Here is a 20,175-nt window from a genome sequence, read left to right as displayed (position 1 = left end):
GCTTGTCTGCTTTATCTTTTGAATAGTTAGTCATTTTATGCAAAAATCTGAATAAAATATGATAAAACATAAAAAATGAATATTTTAATAAAAAATTAAAAATATTTACTTGAAACACAGGAAAAAATGGTGTATGCTTTTTAAAGCCTTGGCATAGGGCACGATTAATAATAATATTATAAGACTTAGTAAATGTCAAACATAGAAAGAGGAGTTTGATTATGCCAAGATATCTCGTGATTGTGGAATCTCCGGCAAAAGCGAAGACCATTAAAAAATTTTTGGGAAGCAATTATGAAGTTGTTGCATCCAACGGACACGTAATGGATTTGCCGAAAAGTCAGATGGGAATAGATATTGAAAATGATTTCGAGCCTAAATATATAACTATACGAGGCAAGGGAGAACTGCTTGCCAAACTTAGAAAAGAAGTAAAGAAGGCGGATAAAGTATATCTGGCCACAGACCCGGACCGGGAAGGTGAAGCCATATCGTGGCATTTGTCCAATTCGCTGAAGCTGGATAATAATATACCTAACAGGATTGTATTTAATGAAATTACAAAAAATGCGGTAAAAAACGCCATAAAAAATGCAAGAAAGATTGATATGAATCTTGTTGATGCCCAGCAGGCAAGAAGAGTCCTAGACCGTATGGTGGGTTACACCATAAGTCCCCTGCTTTGGAATAAGGTAAAACGGGGCTTAAGCGCAGGAAGAGTACAGTCGGTAGCCCTTAGAATTATTTGTGACAGGGAAGAAGAGATCAATTCCTTCATTCCGGAAGAATACTGGAATCTGGAAGCGGAATTTACCTTAAAAGGGGAGAAAAAGCCCCTTATAGCCAAATATATAGGCAAAGATAAAAATAAAACAACAGTCCGTTCCGAGGCAGAAGCACAAAATATTCTAAATGAGCTAAAAGGGGCGGAATTTGTTATCAGAGAAATAAAGAGAGGGGAAAGGGTTAGAAAAGCTCCCCTGCCTTTTACAACCAGTACTTTGCAGCAGGAAGCTGCAAAGGTGCTGAATTTTTCAACAAGCAAAACCATGCAGCTGGCACAGCAATTATACGAGGGTATTGATATAAAAGGATACGGCAGCGTAGGTCTTATTACTTATCTGCGTACGGATTCCGTAAGAATCAGTGATGAAGCCGATGCGGCAGTAAAGGAATTTATCGGAGCGACTTACGGTAAGGAGTATGTAGCATCAGCCCAATCCGGCGGCAACCGCAGCGGGAAAAAAATTCAGGATGCCCATGAAGCCATCCGTCCCACCAATGTGCAGTTTACACCTTCTGACATTAAAGATTCTCTAAGCAGGGACCAGTACAGGCTGTACCAGCTTATATGGAAAAGGTTTGTGGCTAGCAGAATGCAGTCTGCCGTTTACGAAACAACCTCAATTAAAATAGAAGGAAATAATCACTGGTTTTCCACGTCCGCATCAAAACTTGTATTTGAAGGATTCTTAAGTGTTTATCAGGATGAAGAGGACGAGGATGTAATTAAGACAACATATGAAACCTTAACCGAAGGGGACGTGCTGGAACTGAAAGAAATAAAAAAGAGCCAACATTTCACACAGCCGCCTCCGCATTATACCGAGGCTTCTCTTGTCAAAACCCTGGAGGAACTTGGAATAGGCAGACCCAGTACTTATGCACCGACGATCAGTACCATTATAGCCAGAAGATATGTTATTAAAGAAAACAAGAACTTATATGTTACGGAACTTGGTGAAGCCGTAAACAATATTATGATGAAGGCATTCCCTAGCATAGTGGATGTTAATTTTACCGCCAACATGGAAGCATTGCTTGACAGTGTGGAAGACGGAACCTTGTCCTGGAAAACCATAGTGAGGAATTTTTATCCCGATCTTATAGAGGCGGTTAATAAAGCCCAGGAAGAACTGGATAAGATAAAAATTGAAGATGAAGTAAGTGATGAGGTTTGCGAGCTTTGCGGCCGCAACATGGTAATAAAATATGGCCCGCACGGTAAATTTTTGGGATGTCCGGGATTCCCCGACTGTACAAACACAAAGCCCTATCTTGAAAAAATCGGCGTGAAATGTCCTCTGTGCGGCGGTGACATAGTAATACGAAAAACCAAAAAAGGCAGAAAATATTTCGGATGCAGCAACCATCCTGACTGCAATTTCATGACCTGGCAGAAACCTTCAAATGTTAAATGCATTAAATGTGGAGAAATTATGCTGGAAAAAGGCGGCAAACTAGTGTGCAGCAATGAAAACTGCGGCTATGTAACAGCCGATAAAAACGAAAACGTTGATTAAAAGATATACACAATACAGTAAAATTTGTCGTAAAATGAAAATTTTGTCTGAAAATGTGTGTCAAAATAAAGAATATAGTATTGTTTTTGAAAATAATTTGTGATAAAATGAAAAAGGCAATACAATTGGAAAAATTCAGTTGCTTTACTTTTTGATAACTTGACCTGCGGATTGCTTTATTATAGCAAAGATAAGAAATGTATTGGAGGAACAGTTTAATGAGCGTTCAATTGCTTGATAAAACAAGAAAAATTAACAACCTTTTGCATAACAACAATTCACACAAAGTTGTTTTTAACGACATCTGTGTTGTGCTGAGTGATATATTACGTTCCAATGTGTTGGTTATCAGTCGTAAAGGCAAAGTACTGGGTATAAAAAACAGACCGGATATTGAAGAGATTAATGAACTTATAAAGGATACTGTCGGCAAATACATTGACAGTTTGCTGAATGAAAGGCTTCTCAACATATTGTCTACAAAAGAGAATGTTAATCTTAACACATTGGGGTTTGAGTTTGACGGTGTAGAAAACTATACTGCCATAATAACCCCGATCGATATTGCGGGTGAAAGACTGGGAACTTTATTCATATACAGAATCGGTTCTCAATATAATATTGACGATATTATTCTCAGCGAATACGGTACTACAGTAGTAGGCCTTGAGATGATGCGCTCGGTAAACGAAGAAAATGCCGAGGAGAACAGAAAAATCCAGATTGTCAAATCCGCAATAAGTACTTTATCCTTTTCGGAGCTGGAAGCAATTCAGCACATTTTTAACGAGTTAAAGGGAAACGAGGGAATATTGGTAGCCAGCAAAATTGCTGACCGCGTCGGAATAACAAGGTCTGTTATTGTCAATGCTCTCAGAAAATTTGAAAGTGCCGGTGTAATCGAATCCCGTTCCTCGGGAATGAAAGGGACATATATAAAAGTACTTAATGATGTAGTTTTTGATGAATTGAAAAATCTACAACGCTAAGATTAACAGAAAGATTTATGGGGGTATTTACCCATAAATCTTTTTTTATATATTAAATTTTTAACAAACAAAAATTGACTAAAATTTTATGATTTTATTAAAAATTCTACTAAAAAGTACAATATTCCGCCAAATTTCCTATTTATCAACAAGCTTTTTACAGAGATAATAAAATCATGGTTTATTTTTTACCAGCAAACGGGGTTTTTACCAAAATTGTGTTAGTATCACCAAGAATTTTTATTAAAATGAATGGACATTTTTACACAATATGTGGTACTATTCTACTAATTTTGCAAACATATCTTGTGTTTTTTGTAATATTTATTATAATTATTCTTAACGGAGGTTGAAGATTATGATTAATTCAAATGCTTTCAATTATATAAATGTTCTTACGAAAGCTGCAGGCGCCAGCTGGAAAAGAAACGAAGTTATCGCCAACAATATAGCGAATGTAAGCACTCCCGGATATAAAAGAAAAGACATTCAGTTTGAGTCCTTACTTATGTCTGCTCTGACCGGGGACAATTCTTTGGACAAGAGGGTATCCAGAGTAAGGCTTGACAGGATCGAACCTCAGGTATATACCGATTATTCGAATCTTAGCTATCGGTTGGACGGAAATAATGTTGATATAGACACTGAAACAGCCAATTTGGCCGAAAACCAAATAAAATATTATGCGCTTATGGATTCTATTACACAGGAGTTTAACAGATTAAAAATGGTGCTGCAAAATAATAAATAACTAAAATAAGGAGGAAAACAGATGGCTGCATTTAGCGGTATGAACATAAGTGCCAGCGGGATGAGCGCCCAGAGGCTACGAATGGATGTAATCTCTCAGAATATAGCAAACGTAAGGACTACCAGAGATAAGAACGGTCAGCCATATAAACGTAAAGCTGTGGTTTTTTCGGAAAGGACCACCTCGCCGTTTCAGGAGATATTTATGAAAACTGCCGGTGTACCCGGTAACGGAGTAAAGGTCACCAGGATAGTTGAGGATAGCGAAACTCCGATGAATAAGGTATACGATCCCAACCATCCGGATGCGGATGAAGAAGGTTATGTATCTTATCCCAATGTGATCATTGTTCAGGAAATGACTGATTTGATAGATGCAACCAGATCTTACGAAGCCAATGTTACAGCTTTTAATGCTACGAAAAGCATGGCATTAAAAGGCCTGGAAGTAGGCAAATAGGAGGGTGTAGTTAAACAATGAATATAGCTAGCATAGGTACTTTGGGCGAATTCAGTAAATATCACGTTGGTTCTGCAACAACATCTAAAGAAAACAGAAATGCGGCTTTTGAGACTTTATTTAAGGCTGCTGCACAAATGATCGAGGATACCAACCGTTACACCAATGAAGCTGAAGAAGCTGAGATTGCATTTTCACTCGGCCTTTTGGATAATACCCACGATTTGCAGATAGCGCAGCAAAAGGCAAATTTAGCGCTGCAGTTTACCGTTGCAGTCCGCAATCAAGTATTAGAGGCGTATAAGGAAATAATGAATCTGCAATTTTAGAATTATAATACACGAAATTTTGAATTCTAGGAGTAGGGATAATGGCAGAAAGGCTGAAATTAATATCCGAAAAGGCAGTGGCTTTTTGGAACAAGTACACGGCAAAGCAAAAGACCATTTTAATCAGTGTGGTCAGTGCAATAATATTGGCATTTGGATTATTAATATATATAACAAACCGTATTGAATACAAGGAACTTACCGTAGCTGAAAATACAAAAGAAGCAAGTGAAGTCGTAAGTTTGCTTGAATCGGAAGGCATAAAGTATAAACTCGGTTCCGACAATCTTACAGTTTCGGTTGATATAAAAAAATATTCTGATGCTGTTTTGCTGCTCGCCAGCAATGATATGCCTTCAACAGGTCTTTCGTTGGACGAGCTTCTCAATAACAGTCTGAGTACAACAAACAGTGACCGAAATCTTAAATTAAATCTGTATCTGCAGAATCAGCTTAAGAGATTCATTAAAAGTATGGACGGAGTCCTGGATGCAGAGGTATTCTATATTCCGGTAGATGATACCAATTCTATTTTGTCAAGTCAAAGAGATACCAGTGCCAGTGTTCTTCTTACCGTCGATAAGAATTTCAAACCGGAGTCTGCGGAAACTATTGCGGAAGTGGTGGCTGCCGTTATCGGAAATAAAACAACCGATAATATAAAAGTGGCAGACCAGAACGGTAATTTGCTTTACGGAGGGGCCCAGGATTTATATTCCGGAAGCGCAAAAACCAAGGAAGAATACCGTGAGATGCTTCGCAATACCATTATAAACAATTTGTATATGGGCCTTATAAAAAGCGGCTACGATGACGTTGTTATAATGCCGAATTTAGTATTGGATTTTAAGAAAGTATCGGAATTATACACGGAATATATTCCCGCAGAAGGGCAGGACCAGGGTTTATACAGCCACAGCTATACATATAATTCTGAGAATGTCGGAGTACAGGGAGGAGGTATTCCCGGTACTTCATCAAACGACGAAACGGATTATATGATTGAAGACGGATCAAGTACCAGTGGAAGTGTAAAGATAGAAGAATTTGATTACCTGCCCAATGAAAGGGTTACCAATACAGAGTATGAAGTAGGTGCTATAAAATCGGAGGAATCTTCCGTAAGCATTCTCCTTCGCAAGATTATAACAATTACAGAAGAAGAATTGGAGCAAAACGGTTCTTTGGAAAATATGACATTTGAGGAATATGTAAGGGCTAACAGTGACGGAACCAAGCTTGAAGTCGATCCCGATATTGTTGCAATGGTGTCCATGGCAACGGGAATACCGGAAAACAATATTCAAATAACCGCAATAGAGCAACCGGTATTTCTTCCAAAGGAAATCAAAGTCAGGGATTGGACAGATTACCTGCAGATTATACTTCTGGTTATGATTGTGGCCATGGTATTCTTCGTAGTATTTAAAGCTATGAAGCCTGTGGAGGTTACAGAATTGGAACCCGAATTATCCGTAGAAGAGCTTTTGGCTACAACTAAAGAGCAAAAATCTCTTGAAGATATTGAGTTCTCAGATGCATCGGAAGTACGCAGGATGATAGAGAAATTTGTTGATGAAAAACCTGATGCGGTTGCACAGCTTCTTCGCAACTGGTTAAGCGAAGATTGGGAATAGGGAGGAGTATGTAAAGTGGCAAAGGCAAGCGCACAAGAAATTACGGGAATACAAAAAGCTGCAATATTGCTGATAACTCTCGGACCGGAGCGTTCAGCTAATATCTTTAAGCATCTGAGAGAAGATGAAATAGAAGCACTGACCCTGGAGATTGCCAATACCCGCAGTGTCTCTGCTGCTACAAAGGATATGGTATTGGATGAATTCTACGAGATATGCCTTGCACAGCAGTATATTGCAGAGGGCGGTATCTCTTATGCTAAAGAACTTCTTGAGAAAGCCCTGGGACCAGAAAAAGCCAGGGAAGTAATAGGAAAGCTGACAGCATCTTTACAGGTACGGCCTTTCGAATTTGTCCGCAAGGCAGATGCAACACAACTTTTGAACTTTATACAGGACGAACATCCTCAGACCATTGCTTTGATTTTGTCATACCTTCCTTCTTCTCAGGCTTCCGCTATTATATCGGGACTTTCCCCGGATAAACAGGCGGATGTGGCTAAGCGTATTGCAACTATGGACAGGACATCGCCGGATGTCATCAAAGAAGTGGAAAAGATACTGGAGCGAAAACTGGCATCCTTGGTAAATCAGGATTACACAATCGTCGGTGGCGTGGATGCTATCGTAGAGATCTTAAATACCGTAGATCGCGGTACAGAGAAACATATTATGGAAACCTTAGAGATAGAAGATCCCGAGCTTGCTGACGAAATCCGCAAGAAGATGTTCGTATTCGAAGACATACTTAGCCTGGATGACAGATCGATTCAGAGAGTTCTCAGAGAAGTTGATAACAATGAACTGGCTGTTGCGCTTAAAGGTGCTACGGAAGAAGTACAGAATGTTATCTTTAACAATATGTCTAAGAGACTTGCTGCTATGATAAAAGAGGATATGGAATATATGGGACCTGTCCGCATGAAGGATGTTGAAGAGGCTCAGCAGAGAATTGTCAACATTATCAGAAAGCTGGAGGATTCCTCTGAGATTATCATATCCAGAGGCGGAGGTGATGAGATAATTGTCTAATATTATTAAGGCTTACTCGGTCCAGTACAAGACAGGCAGCAAGATTCTTATCGATTATAAGGATAAGGTATCGGAAATAGAAGAAAAAAGATTAAATAAGATAAGCCAAGTCCAGAATGAAGGAGAATTTGAAGAAGGCCTTCAGGCTGTTGTTGTTGATCAGATAAAGACCGAAGAAGAGATAAAAAAAGAAACAGAACAAATATTGGAAGATGCCCGGATAAAAGCGGCCGAAATACTTGAAGAGGCAAAACAGGAAGCTGTAAGGATAAAGGAAGAAGCTTTCAAACAAGCATCAAAACAAGGTTATGACGAAGGAATAAAAAAAGCCGGCAAAGAAGCGGAAAAATTAAGACAGGAGCTTAATGAGCAAAAGTTAAGACAAGAAAAGGAATATCAGATGCTGCTTAGTCAAATAGAAGGAAATGTAGCAGAGCTTGTCGCTTCTCTTGTAACAAAAATAACCGGTATTTTAACAGAGGACAAGACCGATATCATTCTTTATCTGGTTGAGAAAGGACTTAGGGCTTACGACAACTTAGATTCTTATAATATACGGGTAAGCAGCGAAGATTATGATTTATTGCTATCGAAAAAAGATTATCTGGAAGAAATAACAGGCTGCCAGATACAGATATCAAAGGATTTACATCTTATGAAAAATCAATGTGTGATTGAAAGTGAAAATAAAGTTATAGATTGCAGCCTGGATGTTCAATTAAATAATTTGGTAAATGATTTAAAACTACTTTCATGTATTTAGAAAACAATATAATATGCCGATATATTCGATAACCATGGATATTTCGGTTTATCTTAAGTTAAACTGCAAAGGTTATCGTTTAAATCTAAGATTATCATTAAAATACCGATATAAAAAACTATATATACATCATAAGTCGCATAAGCTATCCGAAGTTAACGCTTAGAAGGTAGGAACAGATGGATATTATCAATTTTGAAAAATACAGGCAGCTACTTGATAAAAACTACTTTAAAGAATACGGCAAAATAGTTAAAATGGTCGGACTTACCATGGAAGCCTCGGGACCTGCTTCCAATTTAAACGACGTCTGCTGCATAACCTGTGGCGAAAGCAATAAAAAGCTGGCGGAAGTGGTAGGTTTTCAAGGAAGCAGAATTCTGCTTATGCCCTATGATGATATGACCGGAGTAGGCATAGGAAACCTGGTCGAAAACACCGGAACATCTTTTAAAGTTCCGGTCGGTGAAGAACTTTTGGGGAAAGTTCTTGACGGACTTGGAAATCCTATGGACGGTTCGCAGTTAAAATGCAATAAATTCTATGAAGCCGAAGCGTCGCCTCCGGACCCGCTAAAACGTAAGTTAATTGATGAAGTATTGCCGCTCGGAGTAAAGGCTGTAGACGGTCTTATAACGGTGGGTAAAGGGCAAAGAATAGGCATATTTGCCGGCAGCGGTGTCGGTAAAAGTACACTGATGGGAATGTTTGCAAGGAATACCAAAGCGGACATAAATGTTATAGCCCTGATAGGAGAGCGAGGCAGGGAAGTCAGGGAATTTATCGAAAGAGACTTAGGCGAAGAAGGCTTAAGACGTTCGGTAGTGGTTGTAGCAACTTCGGATAAACCTGCTTTAATCCGTAAAAAAGCAGCCAAGACTGCCGTCGCAATAGCAGAATATTTCAGGGATCAGGGTAAAGACGTCCTTCTTATGATGGATTCGCTTACAAGATTCTGTATGGCTCAAAGAGAAATCGGCTTAGCTTCGGGAGAACCGCCGGTTTCCAGAGGATATCCGCCCAGTGTATATGCCGAAATGCCGAAACTATTGGAGAGAGCCGGCAATTCGGAAAAGGGATCGATAACAGGGCTATATACCGTATTGGTGGACGGTGACGATTTCAACGAGCCTATAACCGATACAGCAAGAAGCATCTTGGACGGCCATATAATGTTGTCAAGAAAACTAGCCCATAAAAACCATTATCCGCCTATTGACGTTTTGCAAAGCATCTCCCGTGTTATGAACCAGATTGTTACAAAAGAACATAAAGAAGCGGCAAACAAATTAAAAAATGTTCTGGCTACATATATGGATGCAGAAGATTTGATAAATATAGGAGCCTACAGAAACGGTTCCAATCCCGATATAGACTATGCAATCTCAAAGATTAAGCAGGTTAATGAATTTCTTATGCAGGAAACAAGTGAAAAATTTGATTTTGAACAAGAGATTGCTATGCTAAAGGAGATTTTTGAAAAATAATGAAAAAGTTCCGGTACAGGATGGAAAGCATACTGAAAATTAAAATAAAATTGGAAGATCAGGCAAAGCTTGTTTATGCCAATGCCCTCGCAAATTTGAAAAAGGAAGAGGAAAAGCTTGAAATTTTAAAGCAAAAAAAGACGTTTTATGAAGACGAACAGCGAAAGCTTTGCACAAGCAGGCTTAATATTATAAAAATGAAACAGCTTTCGGAAGCTATTAATATAATGAATGAAAGAATAGAAAATCAAATCGCTGTAGTAAAGGCGGCAAAAAAGCGGCTGGAAACAGCAAGGGCGCGTCTTAATGAAGCCATGGTTGAAAGAAAGACCCAGGAGAAACTTAAAGAAAAGGCATGGCAGGAATATATGATGGAATATGAAGCCGAAGAGCAAAAAGAAATAGACGAGCACAACAGTTTTATATATGGCAGCGTTTTGTTGCATGAGGAGGATAGATAATGGCAAAAACCAAAAACAATGAAGGGATAGAAAAAGAAAGCAGCAAGATATTGACCGTTTTGATTGCCATTGCGATTGCCATTTTATGGTTTATAATATTCGGACTTCTAATAAAGTTTGACGTAGGAGGATTTGGCTCAGGTGTTTTAAGACCCATAATAAAAGATGTCCCTCTTATCAATAAAATTCTTCCAAAAGTATCGGATGAACAGCTGGCAAAAGAAAATAACTATGAATATAAAACTTTGGCTGAGGCGGTAGCAAGAATAAAAGAATTGGAAGAAATAATCAAAGGATTGGAAGACGACAAAAGTGAAATTAAAGGCGAGAAGGACGAGCTTTTGGCGGAAGTAGCAAGACTCAGGAAGTTTGAAGACAGCCAGAAGGAGTTTGAGGAAAGGCAACTGGAATTTGACAAAAAAGTTGTATTTGCAGATCAGGCTCCGGATTTGGAAGAATATAAGAAATTTTATGAAGATATAAATCCGGCCAATGCCGAGATAATATACAGACAAGTAGTGGAACAGCTTGAGTATTCGCAAGCCATAAAGGAAAAAGCCGATATTTACAGAAAGATGGAGCCTAAGGCGGCTGCTCAGATTTTAGAAACAATGACGGCAGATATAGAATCCGTGGCAAAGATTCTTCTTGCCATGAGGCCCAGTGAAAGTTCTAAAATTTTAGCCGAGATGGATTATGTAATGGCTGCAAAGATTACAAAGAAAATGCTTGATATGGATGAAGAAAGGCTTGCAAAGTAAATTATAAGTCGGAATACATCAGGGATTTTTATCCCTGTTGTAGATAAATTTATCTTACTAAGAAAGGAGGGAAAAGAATGGTGATGCAAAACGTTACAATGAATGCTTCGGCATTGACAGTAAGTACTGCCGATAGAAGCACTTTTACAAAGAAAAGCAGCCAAAGCAATTTTGACCTGTTGCTTGGTAACTGTGCAGGTTCCGGAAAATCGGCTGAAGTAAAAAGTGATACAAAAACAACAGCTAAAACCGGACAGGAAAAGGCAGATAATACTGCGGCAGTAAGTACTGATTACAAAGCGGTACCTAAAAAGACCGGTGACATTCTTAAAGGTCAGTTGCCCGAGGAGCAGGCTGATGACCAAAACAATGCCGTATATATTTCCGCAGTAGCCGAGCAAATTATGGCTATGTTTAATCAGATCCGGAATGCTATAACCGAAGCTCTGAATATTACAGATGAAGAGCTTAGCAAGATGATGGAAGAGCTTGGCCTTGACAATATCGATCTGTTGGATATGCAGGCAATTAAAAGTCTGGTGCTTTATAACAGCGGTAATGTTGATGCCACAGTATTGCTTCTTGATGAGCAGGTCGGTGAAACATTCAAAAATCTTACCGAAACTTTGGACAAGATCATCAAAGAAGCTAACATAGGGCTTACCCGGGATGAGATTGAACAGATTACAAAAGAATACGGCATTCAATTAATCGATCAAAATGACGCAAATGAAGAGATTTTGGCTCAGTTTAGGCAGGATGACCCAACCGAAAATAATAAGGTACAAACCGAAAAGGAAACTGTAACCGATACGGCTAAGGTCGGTACTGTTGCCGAAAACTCAGACAATGCTGACATAATTGTAAACAAAGCTAAAGACAGCAATGCTAATCAGGCAGAAGAAAACAATAAGGATGAAAATCTTGATTTAACTGACGGATTTGAGGCTTTCCTTAACAGGTTAGAGGCCGGTTATGAAAATAGCATAGGCGAATTTTCCGAAGACACCGTTAGACTTACCAACATTAAAGAAATTGCCCGCGAGATTATAGAGCAGGTTCGCATTATGGCAAAACCCGGACAGACTACCATGGAACTTCAGTTATATCCGGAACACCTCGGTAAAGTAAACCTTACCATAAGTTCCAATGCGGAAGGTGTTCTGTCTGCCCGCTTCATTGTTCAAAACGAATCGGCTAAAGCGGCTTTGGAAGGACAGATGGTGGCCTTTAAAGAAAACCTTGCACAGCAAGGAATAAAGGTTGAAAGCATAGAAGTTACCATAGCCGGTTACTCATTTGAGCAAAACGGCAATTTGGGTGACCAGGGCAGTACGCAAAAGAAAGAAAGCGGAAGCGGACGAAAGATTACTTTCGAAGAAGCCGTAGCCATGAGCGAAGAACCGGCAGAAGAAAGTACACCTGTCAGGATTACCGGTGTCAGCGGTCACAATATCGATTATACGGCTTAGCCGGTAAGCGCAAAAAAGGAGGAAAGTCATGAGTGAATTAATTCAGCCGGTCAAAAATGGGGTTATTGACCAGACAAGCAGTACAAAGGAAACTACGGCAAAAAATACCCTGGGGAAGGATGCTTTCCTGCAGTTATTGGTAGCGCAGATGAAATATCAGGACCCTCTTAATCCGGCCACTAATACCGAATACATTGCCCAGTTGGCTACATTTTCCCAATTGGAACAGATGCAAAATTTAAATGCAATGGCATCTAATTCACAAGCTTTAAGTCTGGTAGGCAAATATGTCATAGTAAAGACTAAAAGCGATCTGGGAAATATCAACTATATTAGCGGCAGAGTGGATTATGTAAATATGTCTAACAATAAAGCCCGCATATCTGTAAACGGAAAGCTTTATTCCATCGAGGATATCGACAGTGTCATTGATGATACTTATATCCTTGAACAGGGAAGGCCCCGTATAGACAAGAAGGCAGAACTGGAATACGATGCTAAGAATCCTTCGGATATAGTTTTTGAGGTATATCAGGGCGAGGGAGAAGCAAAGGCGGATGAGGTCGCCGTAATTGTAGAAAATACATTGTTGGATTCATCTGTCGTTACCCTTAAGGACAACAAGGTTATTATTGATAAATCTGTATTCCAAAAAGCACCTAACGGTGTTTACAAGGTAACAGTGATATTTAATGATCCTCTGACCACGGTAGTTAAAGACATGGTTACAATAACTGTCAAGAACTCCGATGTTGTTCCCGGAGATGATGATGTGGATGATGAGGACCAGACCGGTGATGAAAATACTGTTACAGACGAAGTAGTCCCAGGGGATGTTACAGAAGAAAAGCCTGCTGAGCCTGAAAATGAAAGTCAGCTTTAAAAGGCGGAGTGATATTTATGAATAACATACCTATTAATAATATTCCCATAGGCAAAATTCCTTCCGTAATGCCTGTAGGCCCGTTAAACGGTAGCGACAGAGCAAAAAAGGGTAATTTACATACACCGGGAAAACCCTTTGATGAGATATTAAAAGAAAAACAGGCAAGCTTAAATCAGACACAGATTACAGAGCTAAAGTTTTCAAAACATGCCAATGAACGACTTGCCAGCAGAAATATCGATCTTACGGATGAACAGTATGAAAGGCTGCTAAACGGTGCCAGGAAGGCGTCTGAGAAGGGAATAAGAGAGTCACTGGTACTTATCGACGACCTTGCATTTATCGTAAATATAAAAAACAGTACGGTAATTACGGCGGTAAATGAAGGCGAAGAAAAAATATTTACTAATATTGACGGTGCTGTAATAATGTAAAGCCGGACCTTACGGAGGCTTTAGTATCCATGACTGACAGATTGGATACAACTGTTTGCAAAGCACATGAAGGAGGTCATTAATTATGATGAGATCATTATTTTCTGGTGTATCCGGACTTAAGGTTCATCAGACAAAAATGGATGTTATAGGTAATAATATTTCAAACGTAAATACAGTCGGTTTTAAAGCAAGTTCCGTAACTTTTTCGGATGTATTTTATCAGACCACACAAAGCGCAACAGGACCGAACGCTTCAACAGGCACCGCAGGCCGTAATGCCATGCAGATAGGTTTAGGTTCGAATGTGGCATCCATAACTACATCCGTAAATGTGACCGGGGCATCCCAAAGAACCGATAATCCTTTTGATGTTATGATTGACGGAGACGGTTTCTTTATAGTCAATTACGGTGGAACGAATTATTTCACCAAAGCAGGTTCATTTAATATAGATGCTCAAGGAAACTTGTGTACACCTTCCGGAGCATTTGTTATGGGATGGCAGGTCGATCCCGGTGATCCGACAAAGACCGTAGCCAGCGAAGTTTCACCTTTAAGAATTATGTCTCCGGAAAATATGTATACGACTCCTGAAGCTACAACAAAAGCATATGTATCCGGAAATATAGACAGCAAAGATTCACAGGTAGCTTATAACGGAACCGGTATTATGGTAACTTTGAATTTTTACGACAGCAGAGGACATGCTTATAAGGCAGAATTAAGGGTAAGACAGGCAGACGATGAAGCTACCAATGTTTATGCTGTAGATGTTGTGGACATCAAGGATGAAACCGGAAAATCCATCTTTGTTGTGGAAGAAGAAGATACAGACGGTTCAAAAAGATATACCCGATCGGGTATCAGCCAGATATCATTCGGAGACGTTACATACGATGTTGAAGTTGACGAAGAAACCGGTGAGGTAACTTTAGAAGCCGGAGACAGCGTACTTCTGACATTTAACGGTGCAACAGGTGCTTTTGTAAGTATAGGAGACGGCAGCACGACAGGCGACACGAACGATGATGAGCTGAAATACGTTACACTGACCATAGGAGCAACCGCTTCAACAGGCGGAAATCCTTTTAGACCTATTGATATAGATTTTTCCAAGACTACCATGTATTCAACCAGCGGCAAGTCATCTCTGGAAGCTACCAGAGGAGGCCTAGACGGCTTAGGGGCAGGTAAAAAAGTCGGTTATATGACAGGAGTAAGCATTGATGCTGCCGGTAAAATATACGGAAGATACGACAACGGAGACAGCAAGCTGCTTGGCCAGATTGTGGTTGCAACCTTTGCCAATCCTGCCGGACTTGAGGCTGTGGGAAATAATATGTTCAGAGCAACCCAAAACTCCGGTGACTTTGACGGTAAAGGAAAAGACCCTACCCAGGTAGGCGGAGGCCTTTCTACCGGCGTTTTGGAAATGTCAAACGTAGATTTGGCACAGCAATTTACCGAGATGATTACTACTCAGAGAGGTTTCCAAGCTAACTCCAGAATTATTACAACATCGGATTCCCTCTTGGAAGAACTTATTAATCTTAAGAGATAATTGATTTAATATGAAAAAGTAAACGGGTGGCAGTACTCCTGCTGCCACCCTAACCTATAAAGCAGGTCGGGAGGGAATTATATGATTGAAGTAACAAGATTAAACGGTAACAAGATGACAGTAAATGCGGAACTGATTGAACGGGTTGAAGAATTGCCCGATACGGTAATAACATTGACTACAGGCAATAAAATTATCGTAAAAGAAAGTAGACAAGAAGTAAAAAATTTAGTAATATTATACAAAAAAGAGATATTTTGTAGAGATTTGTAGAAAGAATTTAATAATAGAAAAGCAATTGTTAAAAATTACTCGTGTATTTCCCATTAAGAATCATTATGAAGAATATAAAAAATGTTCAAATAGATAGATAACGGATGATTTTATAAATTTACAAGGATGGAAGGTGGCAGTTTTGGATTTAGCATCCATTTTAGGATTGATACTGTGTGCAGTTCTTGTTGTATATGGTATTGTATTTGGTAATCCTATTGATTATTTAGGAAACTTTTATGATTTTGCCTCGATATTGATTACTTTCGGAGGAGCTTTATGTTGTGTACTTATTATGGCTCCGGATTTAAAAACATTTTTTAAATACCTGAAGAGTTTTACATTGATTTTAAAAGTTCAGAAAATCAATGAAGAGGAAACTATTAGGCAGATAATTGCATTGTCAAATATAGCCAGAAAAGAAGGACTTTTGGCGTTGGAAGAAGCGGCCAATAGTATAGACGATGATTTTTTGAAAAAGGGTGTATTGTTAATTGTAGACGGTACTGATCCGGAACTGGTAAGAAGCATACTGGAAACGGAGTTAAATTGTATAGAAGACAGACATGCCGAAATAACCGGATTTTGGGATTCCCTGGCGGCAATGGGACCTGCCTGGGGTATGATCGGAACCTTAATCGGTCTAATAAATATGTTAAGGCAGATGCAAAACCCTGAAACAATAGGACCTCAGATGTCGGTTGCGCTGGTTACTACCTTTTACGGGTCCATGTTGGCAAACTGGATATGTATTCCCATATCAACAAAACTTAAATCAAAAAATGCAAGTGAAATTATGGTAAAGGAATTAATGGTGGAAGGACTCTTGTCAATTCAGGCAGGAGAAAACCCAAGAGTAATAGAAGAAAAATTAAAGTCATTCCTTTCCCCGGCACGTAAGGCTGCATTTAGTCAGGAAGAAGGCGGTGAAAATATTGGCTAGAAAAAAAAGGGGATCGGATTCCGGTGGCGGTAGTGCACCATGGCTGAACACGTTTGCGGATTTGATGAATCTCTTGCTTTGCTTTTTTGTTATGCTTTTTGCCATGTCGGATATGGATGAAATGAAATTTCAGAATATAGCCATATCGATGTCCAATACCTTCGGTATATTTGACGGTACCAGAGAATTAGGTGAAGGCCCGCTGATTACATCCGGAATGACGCAGCTAAATTATTTGGATGATTATCTTTCGGGGTCCGGTTCCAGTGAAGGCGATGTAACCGATCACGAAGGAGACAATACTTCCAAGCCCGATGACAATATTAAAAATCCCCAAACTGAAAATAATTTAGACGAAGCTTATGAGATTATAAAGGAAAAAATGCAGGAAGTTTCCGGAAAGATGTATGAAACCATCGAAGAACTTACGCAGGAACTGGATTTGGGTAACTATGTGGAACTTAGTATAGATCCTGAATACAGATACGTCCAGCTTTCAATGAGAGGCTCGGTTCTTTACGATTCAGGCAAAGCTGATATCAGGCCTGATGCAGAACCAATTCTTTCAAAGATAGGTGAAGTTTTAAAGAATTTTGATGGGTATATTATAGAGATTATCGGCCATACAGACAATGTCCCGGTAAGCAGAAATAATGTGTTTAAGGACAATAATTGGCTTTCATCAGCAAGAGCCTTAAATGCGGCTGAGTTTCTGATAAAAAACAATAAGCTTGACCCGAAGATGCTGAAATATTCGGGCAGGGGTGAATACGAACCGATTGCCGACAACAGTACTCCGGAGGGAAGAGCTAAAAACAGAAGAATAGAGATAAGAATTTATAACGAATATTCTGGAAAATAAATACCCAGAGAAAAGGGGAGACGTAATATGAGAAAGAACATACTGACGGTTATTATAATGGCAATGTGCTTGGTAAATATTATACTTTCGACGGTGCTGATATTTGTAATGGTACCAGCTTCAAACAAAACGGCAAAGTTGGTTAATAAGGTAGCACAGTTAATAGATTTGGAGCTTGAATCTCCGGAGAATAGCATAGAGAATTTAAGTGTTTCGGATATTGAAACATATCTTATTGATGAAAGACTTGCCTGCAGGCTAAAAGACAGTGACGGTAAAGAACATTATGCGGTTTTATATCTGTCATTGTCTTTGAATAAGACCCATAATGATTATGAAGAATTGAAACCATATTTAGAGCAATATGAGAACAACATAAAAGAAATTGTTACCGATGAATTTGCCAAATTTACAATAGATGAGGCTATGGAGATGAAAGATAAATTAAAAGATCAGGTACTGGTTAGAATTCAGGAGCTCTTTAAATCTGACTTTATAATTAATATTTCTTTCGGTAACATTATGTACCAATAGAAAATTGATGCAATATTAGTAAGATACTGTTTATTTAAAGAAAAATGATGATAATCTGGTTATTTTGTGGTATTATGGGTGGTGTATAATACTAGGAGGTAGATATATGGGCGACGTCTTATCCCAACACGAAATAGACAATTTGCTGGCGGCTTTAAGCAGCGGGGAACTTGATGCGGAAGATTTTAAGCAGACCAGCGAGAAAAACATTAAAAACTATGATTTTAAAAGACCGTCCAAGTTTTCGAAAGAACACCTGCGGACTTTGAATATAATATTTGAACATTACGGAAGACTTTTATCGACAAATCTTCCTGCTTATCTGAGAAAGAACGTGCAGGTGGAGGTTATTAACTCGGAAGCAGTTACATTTTCGGAGTTTACTAACGCCCTATCAAATCCGGTATTATTGGGAATAATTGATTTTTCTCCTCTGGAGGGAAATATAATTATAGAAATGTCGAATAATCTTGGATATGCTATTGTAGATAGGATGCTTGGAGGCGGAGGATATCCGTTAGATAAACCCAGAGAGTTTTCGGAAATTGAGCTGGTAATTATTGAACGGATATTTAATATATGTACAAATTTGTTGAGAGACCCGTGGGCAAATGTAATTACTTTGGAACCTAGGCTTATAAGGATAGAGACCAATTCACAGTTTGCCCAGATCATTTCACCCAGCGAGATGATTTCAATAGTTACATTAAACATAAAAATCGGTAATATTGACGGTATGATGAATTTGTGTCTTCCTTATGTTTGCCTGGAGAAGGTTATAGATAAGCTGAATACCAAATATTGGTATTCAACCATGAAGACAAGCGACAATAAATCCTATAAGGATCTTATTGAAATAGCAATTTCTAAAGCCAGAATTCCCATAAGAGCAGTATTGGGAAAAAGCACAATATCTGTAAACGATTTTATGAATATGCAGCGGGGTGATATCATTAAACTTGATACAAAAGTTACTGATGAATTAAATGTATATGTCGGAAATTTGCATAAATTCACCGCCCTTCCGGGTTCTTATTCGGGTTCATATGCGGTTAAAATTTCGTCAATTATACGAGGAGAGGAGTAAGAGGCTATGGATGGAATGTTGTCTCAAGAAGAGATAAACGCTCTGCTTAACGGTTTGGGCGATGACTTTCAGGAAACAAAGGAAACTGAGCAGTTAACGGATGCTGAAAAAGACGCTATAGGTGAAATATCCAATATCAGCATGGGAACTGCTGCAACAACCCTTTTTACTTTAGTAAATCAAAAAGTTACCATAACAACGCCTGTAGTTGAATATGCCACTTGGCAGGATATAGTCAACAGCTATGACAGACCATGTGTTTTTATACAGATATATTATGATGACGGGTTAGACGGCAATAATATCTTGATATTAAAAGAAAAAGACGTTAAAATCATTACCGACCTGATGATGGGTGGTGACGGTACAAATATTGACGGAGAGATATCGGAGCTACACTTAAGTGCCATATCTGAGGCCATGAATCAGATGATGGGCTCGGCAGCCACCTCTATCTCCTCTATGCTGGAAAAGAGAGTATCAATTTCACCACCTTCGGCGGCAATAGTCGACATGGGTGAAGCGGTAAGCGGTGAAAATATAGCAGATTTCTTAAAAGGCTCTTTCGTCAAAGTATCATTCCACATGGTAATCGGCGATTTGGTAGACAGTATTTTAATGCAGCTCTATCCTTTTGATTTCGCAAGAAACCTTTATCAAGAATTTATAAATGCACATTCAATGCAACCGGATAAATCGGTCGAAACCAGGGAGAAAAAATCCGAATCTACTCCCAAAGACGATGAAAGGGGGCTGAAAATGCAGCAAGCAAGTATCTCGACGGGATTTATGCCTAATCAAATGCCGTACATGCAGCAACCTGTTCAAGATATAAATGTTCAACCGGCACAGTTTGCTCCGTTTTCACCTACGGCACCTCAGACTGTTCCTCCTGAAAACATAGATCTTCTTATGGACGTGCCTTTGGAAGTTACTGTGGAACTGGGCCGGACAAGCAAATCCATAAGAGAAATTCTTGATTTTGCACCCGGTACCATTATAGAGCTTAACAGGCTTGCCGGAGAACCGATAGATGTTCTCGTAAACGGCAAATTTGTAGCCAAAGGTGAAGTTGTGGTTATGGAAGAAGCTTTCGGTATCAGAGTTACTGAAATAATTAAGCAAGGACAGAAAATATTACAGTAGAT

The 20,175-nt window shown here is 39.1% G+C and carries 21 protein-coding genes; all 21 read left to right on the top strand.

Annotation, left to right across the window (positions count from 1 at the left end; genetic code table 11):
• Positions 1 to 221 precede the first annotated feature (221 nt).
• Positions 222 to 2,303, top strand: coding sequence for a type I DNA topoisomerase (gene topA, locus HHT355_RS06815; RefSeq protein ID WP_103202670.1), 2,082 nt, complete (start codon positions 222 to 224; stop codon positions 2,301 to 2,303).
• A gap of 218 nt (positions 2,304 to 2,521) precedes the next feature.
• The gene (gene codY / locus HHT355_RS06810) at positions 2,522 to 3,292 is read left to right on the top strand and encodes a GTP-sensing pleiotropic transcriptional regulator CodY (RefSeq protein ID WP_103202669.1); all 771 of its coding nucleotides are present in this window, start codon (positions 2,522 to 2,524) and stop codon (positions 3,290 to 3,292) included.
• A 358-nt stretch (positions 3,293 to 3,650) separates the two neighbouring features.
• On the top strand, positions 3,651 to 4,043 hold the full coding sequence (flgB, locus tag HHT355_RS06805) for a flagellar basal body rod protein FlgB (protein WP_103202668.1): 393 nt from the start codon (positions 3,651 to 3,653) through the stop codon (positions 4,041 to 4,043).
• A gap of 21 nt (positions 4,044 to 4,064) precedes the next feature.
• Complete coding sequence (flgC, locus tag HHT355_RS06800) at positions 4,065 to 4,502, top strand: flagellar basal body rod protein FlgC (RefSeq protein WP_103202667.1); 438 nt, start codon at positions 4,065 to 4,067, stop codon at positions 4,500 to 4,502.
• Between the two features lie 17 nt (positions 4,503 to 4,519).
• On the top strand, positions 4,520 to 4,831 hold the full coding sequence (gene fliE, locus HHT355_RS06795; protein ID WP_103202666.1) for a flagellar hook-basal body complex protein FliE: 312 nt from the start codon (positions 4,520 to 4,522) through the stop codon (positions 4,829 to 4,831).
• Between the two features lie 41 nt (positions 4,832 to 4,872).
• Positions 4,873 to 6,468 (top strand): flagellar M-ring protein FliF C-terminal domain-containing protein, encoded by a 1,596-nt coding sequence (locus tag HHT355_RS06790; RefSeq protein WP_103202665.1) that lies wholly within the window; start codon positions 4,873 to 4,875, stop codon positions 6,466 to 6,468.
• 15 nt (positions 6,469 to 6,483) lie between these two features.
• The gene (gene fliG / locus HHT355_RS06785) at positions 6,484 to 7,500 is read left to right on the top strand and encodes a flagellar motor switch protein FliG (RefSeq protein ID WP_103202664.1); all 1,017 of its coding nucleotides are present in this window, start codon (positions 6,484 to 6,486) and stop codon (positions 7,498 to 7,500) included.
• Positions 7,493 to 8,263 carry a FliH/SctL family protein gene (locus tag HHT355_RS06780; RefSeq protein ID WP_103202663.1) on the top strand — a complete coding sequence of 257 codons (771 nt, stop codon included), beginning with the start codon at positions 7,493 to 7,495 and terminating at the stop codon, positions 8,261 to 8,263. Before fliG ends, HHT355_RS06780 begins: the two co-directional genes overlap by 8 nt.
• 185 nt (positions 8,264 to 8,448) lie before the next feature.
• Positions 8,449 to 9,750 (top strand): flagellar protein export ATPase FliI, encoded by a 1,302-nt coding sequence (gene fliI / locus HHT355_RS06775; RefSeq protein WP_103202754.1) that lies wholly within the window; start codon positions 8,449 to 8,451, stop codon positions 9,748 to 9,750.
• The gene (gene fliJ, locus HHT355_RS06770) at positions 9,750 to 10,211 is read left to right on the top strand and encodes a flagellar export protein FliJ (RefSeq protein WP_103202662.1); all 462 of its coding nucleotides are present in this window, start codon (positions 9,750 to 9,752) and stop codon (positions 10,209 to 10,211) included. The genes fliI and fliJ overlap by 1 nt, the downstream gene beginning before the upstream one ends.
• A complete protein-coding gene (locus tag HHT355_RS06765; protein ID WP_103202661.1) occupies positions 10,211 to 10,972 on the top strand; it encodes a MotE family protein in 762 nt (253 codons plus the stop codon). The genes fliJ and HHT355_RS06765 overlap by 1 nt, the downstream gene beginning before the upstream one ends.
• A gap of 77 nt (positions 10,973 to 11,049) precedes the next feature.
• A complete protein-coding gene (locus HHT355_RS06760; protein ID WP_103202660.1) occupies positions 11,050 to 12,444 on the top strand; it encodes a flagellar hook-length control protein FliK in 1,395 nt (464 codons plus the stop codon).
• A 28-nt stretch (positions 12,445 to 12,472) separates the two neighbouring features.
• Positions 12,473 to 13,327, top strand: a complete 855-nt coding sequence (locus HHT355_RS06755; RefSeq protein ID WP_103202659.1) for a flagellar hook capping FlgD N-terminal domain-containing protein — start codon at positions 12,473 to 12,475, stop codon at positions 13,325 to 13,327.
• 17 nt (positions 13,328 to 13,344) lie between these two features.
• Entirely contained in the window at positions 13,345 to 13,764 is a 420-nt protein-coding gene (locus HHT355_RS06750) for a TIGR02530 family flagellar biosynthesis protein (protein ID WP_242967580.1), read from the top strand.
• An 85-nt stretch (positions 13,765 to 13,849) separates the two neighbouring features.
• Positions 13,850 to 15,328 (top strand): flagellar hook protein FlgE, encoded by a 1,479-nt coding sequence (locus HHT355_RS06745; protein WP_103202658.1) that lies wholly within the window; start codon positions 13,850 to 13,852, stop codon positions 15,326 to 15,328.
• 81 nt (positions 15,329 to 15,409) lie between these two features.
• Positions 15,410 to 15,601: a flagellar FlbD family protein gene (locus tag HHT355_RS06740; protein WP_103202657.1), complete on the top strand. Its 192-nt coding sequence runs from the start codon at positions 15,410 to 15,412 to the stop codon at positions 15,599 to 15,601.
• Between the two features lie 133 nt (positions 15,602 to 15,734).
• Positions 15,735 to 16,544 (top strand): motility protein A, encoded by an 810-nt coding sequence (locus tag HHT355_RS06735; protein ID WP_330403380.1) that lies wholly within the window; start codon positions 15,735 to 15,737, stop codon positions 16,542 to 16,544.
• A complete protein-coding gene (locus HHT355_RS06730; protein WP_146039173.1) occupies positions 16,537 to 17,406 on the top strand; it encodes an OmpA/MotB family protein in 870 nt (289 codons plus the stop codon). The genes HHT355_RS06735 and HHT355_RS06730 overlap by 8 nt, the downstream gene beginning before the upstream one ends.
• A gap of 27 nt (positions 17,407 to 17,433) precedes the next feature.
• Positions 17,434 to 17,940, top strand: coding sequence for a flagellar basal body-associated FliL family protein (locus HHT355_RS06725; RefSeq protein ID WP_103202655.1), 507 nt, complete (start codon positions 17,434 to 17,436; stop codon positions 17,938 to 17,940).
• A 106-nt stretch (positions 17,941 to 18,046) separates the two neighbouring features.
• Positions 18,047 to 19,027, top strand: coding sequence for a flagellar motor switch protein FliM (gene fliM / locus HHT355_RS06720; RefSeq protein ID WP_103202654.1), 981 nt, complete (start codon positions 18,047 to 18,049; stop codon positions 19,025 to 19,027).
• Positions 19,028 to 19,033: 6 nt separating this feature from the next.
• Positions 19,034 to 20,173, top strand: coding sequence for a flagellar motor switch phosphatase FliY (gene fliY / locus HHT355_RS06715; protein WP_103202653.1), 1,140 nt, complete (start codon positions 19,034 to 19,036; stop codon positions 20,171 to 20,173).
• The last annotated feature ends 2 nt before the right edge of the window (positions 20,174 to 20,175 follow it).

Source organism: Herbinix hemicellulosilytica, from assembly GCF_002904165.1.
Lineage (GTDB): Bacteria > Bacillota > Clostridia > Lachnospirales > Lachnospiraceae > Mobilitalea > Mobilitalea hemicellulosilytica.
The sequence above is the reverse complement of the archived record's forward strand: the minus strand, read 5'-3'. Positions and strand labels throughout refer to the sequence as shown.

Coding starts and splice junctions, on each gene's coding strand:
- HHT355_RS06740 (WP_103202657.1), top strand. CDS start 15,410: ATGATTGAAGTAACAAGATTAAACGGTAACAAGATGACAGTAAATGCG.
- HHT355_RS06745 (WP_103202658.1), top strand. CDS start 13,850: ATGATGAGATCATTATTTTCTGGTGTATCCGGACTTAAGGTTCATCAG.
- HHT355_RS06725 (WP_103202655.1), top strand. CDS start 17,434: ATGAGAAAGAACATACTGACGGTTATTATAATGGCAATGTGCTTGGTA.
- HHT355_RS06790 (WP_103202665.1), top strand. CDS start 4,873: ATGGCAGAAAGGCTGAAATTAATATCCGAAAAGGCAGTGGCTTTTTGG.
- HHT355_RS06755 (WP_103202659.1), top strand. CDS start 12,473: ATGAGTGAATTAATTCAGCCGGTCAAAAATGGGGTTATTGACCAGACA.
- HHT355_RS06760 (WP_103202660.1), top strand. CDS start 11,050: ATGGTGATGCAAAACGTTACAATGAATGCTTCGGCATTGACAGTAAGT.
- HHT355_RS06765 (WP_103202661.1), top strand. CDS start 10,211: ATGGCAAAAACCAAAAACAATGAAGGGATAGAAAAAGAAAGCAGCAAG.
- codY (WP_103202669.1), top strand. CDS start 2,522: ATGAGCGTTCAATTGCTTGATAAAACAAGAAAAATTAACAACCTTTTG.
- flgC (WP_103202667.1), top strand. CDS start 4,065: ATGGCTGCATTTAGCGGTATGAACATAAGTGCCAGCGGGATGAGCGCC.
- HHT355_RS06750 (WP_242967580.1), top strand. CDS start 13,345: ATGAATAACATACCTATTAATAATATTCCCATAGGCAAAATTCCTTCC.
- fliJ (WP_103202662.1), top strand. CDS start 9,750: ATGAAAAAGTTCCGGTACAGGATGGAAAGCATACTGAAAATTAAAATA.
- fliY (WP_103202653.1), top strand. CDS start 19,034: ATGGATGGAATGTTGTCTCAAGAAGAGATAAACGCTCTGCTTAACGGT.
- fliE (WP_103202666.1), top strand. CDS start 4,520: ATGAATATAGCTAGCATAGGTACTTTGGGCGAATTCAGTAAATATCAC.
- fliM (WP_103202654.1), top strand. CDS start 18,047: ATGGGCGACGTCTTATCCCAACACGAAATAGACAATTTGCTGGCGGCT.
- topA (WP_103202670.1), top strand. CDS start 222: ATGCCAAGATATCTCGTGATTGTGGAATCTCCGGCAAAAGCGAAGACC.
- flgB (WP_103202668.1), top strand. CDS start 3,651: ATGATTAATTCAAATGCTTTCAATTATATAAATGTTCTTACGAAAGCT.